A 4267-nucleotide genomic window follows, 5' to 3' on the forward strand; every position below is an offset into this window, starting at 1 on the left:
GGGGTGGGGGGAAGGATTTCAACCGGGGGGGATGAATGGTTGGTACAGGCTCAAGGTTGTACGCGGTCAATGTGGGAGCGGCCTTGCGTCGCGAAAGGGCCGCGCAGCGGCCCCACCATCTCGGCATCATGCATAGATTGCTGGGGCCGCTTTGCGGCCCTATCGCGAGACAAGGCCGCTCCCACAGACGTTACTCAGGCTTCGTGGCAGATGTGCCCATCGACCAAGGTATAACGCACCGCACCCGGCAGGCAGTGGCCGATGAACGGGCAGTTCTCGCCACGCGACAACCACTGCTCGCCAGCCACGGTCGAGGCTTGCGGGTCGAACAGCACCAGGTCAGCTGCGCCACCCACCTTCAGCTCGCCCGCCGGCAGGCGCAGGGCGGCTGCCGGGCCGCTGCTCAGGCGGGCCAGCAAGGTTGGCAGGTCGAGCAGGCCGTCCTGCACCAGGGTCATGGCCAGTGGCAGCAACAGCTCGACGCTGCTGATACCCGGCTCGGTGGCACCGAATGGTGCCAGCTTGGCGTCGCGCTCGTGCGGCTGGTGGTGGCTGGAGATGGCCTGGATCACCCCCGACTTCACCGCCTCGCGCAGGCCGTCACGGTCGGCAGTAGTGCGCAGCGGCGGCTGCACGTGGTACAGGCTCGAGAACTCGCGCAGCGATTCGTCGGTGAGAATCAGCTGGTACAGCGCCACGTCAGCGGTCACCGGCAGGCCAAGTGCCTGGGCCTGGGCGATCAGTCGCGCGCCACGGGCGCTGGTGATCTGGCTGAAGTGCGCACGCACGCCGGACTGTTCCACCAGCAGCAGGTTACGCGCCAGGGCCACAGTCTCGGCGCTTTCCGGGATGCCCGGCAGGCCGAGGAAACTGGCCATGGCGCCCTCATGGGCCAGGCCGCCTTGGGCGAGGTCGCGGTCCTGGGAGTGGAACACCACTGTCAGGTCGAAGGTGGCGGCGTACTCCAGGGCGCGGGCCAGGGTACGGTTGTTGGGGATTTCCTTCAGGCCGTTGCCGAAGGCCACGCAACCCGTGTCACGCAGGGCCACCAGCTCGGCCAGCTGCTCACCTTCCAGGCCTTTGGTCAGGGCGCCGATCGGGTAGACCTTGCTGTTGGCCGCCTCGCGGGCGCGGTCGAGGATCAGTTCGGCCACTGCCGAGGTGTCCAGCACCGGCTTGGTCTGCGGTGGGCAGCACAGGCTGGTAACGCCGCCAGCCACGGCGGCCCGGGTTTCGCTGGCGATGTTGCCTTTGCGGCTGTAGCCCGGCTCGCGCAGGGACACGCCAAGGTCTACCAGGCCAGGCGCGGCAACCAGGCCATCAGCCTGGATCGTGCGGCTGGCGCTGAACCCGGCCGGGGCGGTGCCGATCGCGGCAATGCGGCCACCGTCCAGGTGCAGATCGGTGACCTGGTCCAGACCGCTTTTGGGGTCGATGACCCGGGCGCCGAGAATACTGATGGTCACTGGGCGTTCTCCTGGTCGAATTGACGTTGCGCGTTCTGCCCGCTCATGGCCATGGACAGCACGGCCATGCGCACCGCGATGCCGTAGGTGACCTGGTTGAGGATCACCGAGTGCTTGCCGTCGGCCACCGCCGACTCGATTTCCACGCCACGGTTGATTGGGCCCGGGTGCATGACGATGGCATCGGGTTTGGCCCCGGCCAGACGCGCGGTGGTCAGGCCGAACAGGCGGTAGAACTCGCCTTCGCTGGGCAGCAGGCCACCGGCCATGCGCTCACGCTGCAGGCGCAGCATGATCACCACGTCGACGTCTTTCAGGCCTTCGGCGAGGTCGGTGTAGACCTTGACGCCATATTGCTCGATGCCGATCGGGATCAGGGTTTTCGGCCCGATCACGCGGATGTCCGGGCAACCCAGCGCTTTCAGTGCCAGCATGTCGGAACGGGCCACGCGCGAGTGCAGGATATCGCCGACGATGGCCACCGACAGGTTCTCGAAGCTGCCCTTGTGGCGGCGGATGGTGAGCATGTCGAGCATGCCCTGGGTCGGGTGTGCATGGCGGCCATCACCGCCGTTGATCACGGCAACGTCCGGGCATACATGCTCGGCGATGAAGTGCGCAGCGCCCGAGTCGGAGTGGCGCACGACGAACATGTCGGCGGCCATGGCCTCCAGGTTGCGCAGGGTGTCGAACAGGGTTTCGCCCTTGCTGGTCGAGGAGGTCGACACGTTCAGGCTGATCACGTCGGCTGACAGGCGCTGGGCCGCCAGTTCGAAAGTGGTTCGGGTGCGGGTCGAGTTTTCGAAGAATACGTTGCATACGGTCTTGCCGCGCAGCAGCGGGACTTTCTTCACGGCCCGGGCACCGACTTCCAGGAAGGAGTCGGCGGTGTCGAGGATCTCGGTGAGCAGTTCGCGGGGCAAACCGTCGAGCGAGAGGAAGTGGCGCAGCTGGCCCTGATCATTGAGCTGCAGCGGGCGCTTGGCGTCGATTGGCGTCATCGCGGGGGACTCTTAAAGGGCGGAAGCGGAGGCGAGGTCCTGGCGCTCGAGGGCGAGCGGTGCGGGTCCGGTCAATTTTACCCGTTCATGGGCGGCGAGCGACAGGGTGGCACCGAGCACATTCGGACGGATCGGCAATTCTCCGGCATCCAGGTCCAGCAGGCAGACCAGGGTGACGCTGGCCGGGCGGCCATAATCGAACAGTTCATTGAGCGCTGCGCGAATGGTGCGACCGCTCATCAGCACGTCATCCACCAGCACCAGGTGCTGGCCCTCGACCTCGAACGGCAGTTCGGACGGGCGCACTTGCGGGTGCAGGCCGTTCTGGCTGAAGTCGTCGCGGTAGAAAGACACGTCCAGGGTGCCCATGGGGCTGGTGTCGCCCATGGCTTCCTGCAGGGCCTGGGCAACCCAGACGCCGCCGGTGCGGATACCGATGTAGCGGGGCTCGCTGACGTTGCGGCGGACCAGGTGGGCGCGAAGGTCGACAGCCATCTGCCGGATCAGCTCGGCGGGATTGGGTAGGCTCATTGCGGGCTCCTCGGAAGGGTGCGCCGGGCGTGCCCGGCGGCAAAGATGATCAGGTGTTGGCCTCCAGCCAGCCTTGCAGCAGCAGGGCCGCAGCAATGGCATCGACCGGGTTGTCGCGGTAGCTGCCGCGCTGGCCGCCGCGGGCCAGGCGCTCGCCTTTGGCCTCGAAGGTAGTCAGGCGCTCGTCGTGGGTGTGCACGGGCAGGTTGAAGCGGCCGTTCAGGCGGCGGGCGAACTTTTCGGCGCGGGCGCTCATTTCGCTGGGTGTGCCGTCCATGTTCAGCGGCAGACCGACGACGATGGCATCGGGTTTCCACTCATTGATGAGTTTTTCTACCTGAGCCCAGTCCGGTACGCCGTTCTGGGCCTTCAGCGTGCACAGCTCGCGAGCCTGGCCGGTGATTACCTGGCCGACGGCCACGCCGATCTGTTTGCTGCCATAGTCGAAGCCCAGCAGGAGGCGTAGCTCAGCCATCAGGCGTGGCCCGCCTGGCTGGTCAGCAGGTGCAAGTTGATGCCCAGGCTGGCAGCCGCAGCTTCCAGGCGCAGGTCGCTGGCCATGCCGAAGACGATTTCCGGGTCGAACGGGCAGTTAAGCCAGGCGTTATCGGCCAGCTCCGCTTCCAGTTGACCGGCTTCCCAGCCGGCGTAGCCGAGGGTGATCAGGCACTGCTTCGGGCCTACGCCGGCGGCGATGGCCAGCAAGATGTCCTGCGAAGTGGTCAGCGACAGCCCTTCCAGGGACACGGTGGCCTGGAAGCTGCATTCGCAGCTGTGCAGCACGAAGCCGCGGTCGGTTTGGACCGGGCCTCCCTGGTAGATTGGCACCTGCAAAGTGCTGGCCGGCGGCATTTCGTCCGGGCGCAGTTGCTCGAGGATGTCGGCCAGGCTCAGTTCCTGTGGCCGGTTGACCACCAGGCCCATGGCGCCATGCTCATTGTGCTCGACGATGTACGTGAGGGTCTGGGCAAAGTTCGGATCGGCCATGTGCGGCATGGCGATCAGGAACTGGTGCTTGAGGTAGCTCGGGGCGAGGGTTTTCATGGGGGATAGTGTGGCGCCAGGCGGCGAGGCTGACAAGGTGCGGATTTGTGTCGTCTGGTTGGTGCTTGCCGTGAGGTTTTTGGCGCCTTCGAGATCGAGCGCCGCCCCTTACCGAAAGCCCTACAGCCAAAGCAACAATCAGTTACTGGACAAACGGTCCCCACGGGCAAAGCGCCAGGTGCGGATGATTTCCAGCCGGTCAAACTCGGCCATGTCCCCGGTAAA

At 66.0% G+C, this 4267-nt stretch carries 5 protein-coding genes; all 5 read right to left on the minus strand.

The window, feature by feature from the left end; translation table 11 throughout:
* Positions 1-194 precede the first annotated feature (194 nt).
* The 5 genes from DMX11_RS25715 to DMX11_RS25735 are packed head-to-tail and all read right to left on the minus strand — an operon-like array spanning position 195 to position 4042.
* Positions 195-1466 (minus strand): dihydroorotase, encoded by a 1272-nt coding sequence (locus tag DMX11_RS25715; RefSeq protein WP_110748624.1) that lies wholly within the window; start codon positions 1464-1466, stop codon positions 195-197.
* Positions 1463-2467 carry an aspartate carbamoyltransferase catalytic subunit gene (locus DMX11_RS25720; protein ID WP_008099987.1) on the minus strand — a complete coding sequence of 335 codons (1005 nt, stop codon included), beginning with the start codon at positions 2465-2467 and terminating at the stop codon, positions 1463-1465. Before DMX11_RS25720 ends, DMX11_RS25715 begins: the two co-directional genes overlap by 4 nt.
* 12 nt (positions 2468-2479) lie before the next feature.
* A complete protein-coding gene (gene pyrR / locus DMX11_RS25725) occupies positions 2480-2998 on the minus strand; it encodes a bifunctional pyr operon transcriptional regulator/uracil phosphoribosyltransferase PyrR (RefSeq protein ID WP_110748627.1) in 519 nt (172 codons plus the stop codon).
* Between the two features lie 49 nt (positions 2999-3047).
* Positions 3048-3473 (minus strand): Holliday junction resolvase RuvX, encoded by a 426-nt coding sequence (gene ruvX / locus DMX11_RS25730; protein WP_110748630.1) that lies wholly within the window; start codon positions 3471-3473, stop codon positions 3048-3050.
* Positions 3473-4042: a YqgE/AlgH family protein gene (locus DMX11_RS25735; RefSeq protein WP_110748633.1), complete on the minus strand. Its 570-nt coding sequence runs from the start codon at positions 4040-4042 to the stop codon at positions 3473-3475. Before DMX11_RS25735 ends, ruvX begins: the two co-directional genes overlap by 1 nt.
* Positions 4043-4267: the final 225 nt, after the last annotated feature.

Source organism: Pseudomonas sp. LB-090624, assembly GCF_003205205.1.
Lineage (GTDB): Bacteria > Pseudomonadota > Gammaproteobacteria > Pseudomonadales > Pseudomonadaceae > Aquipseudomonas.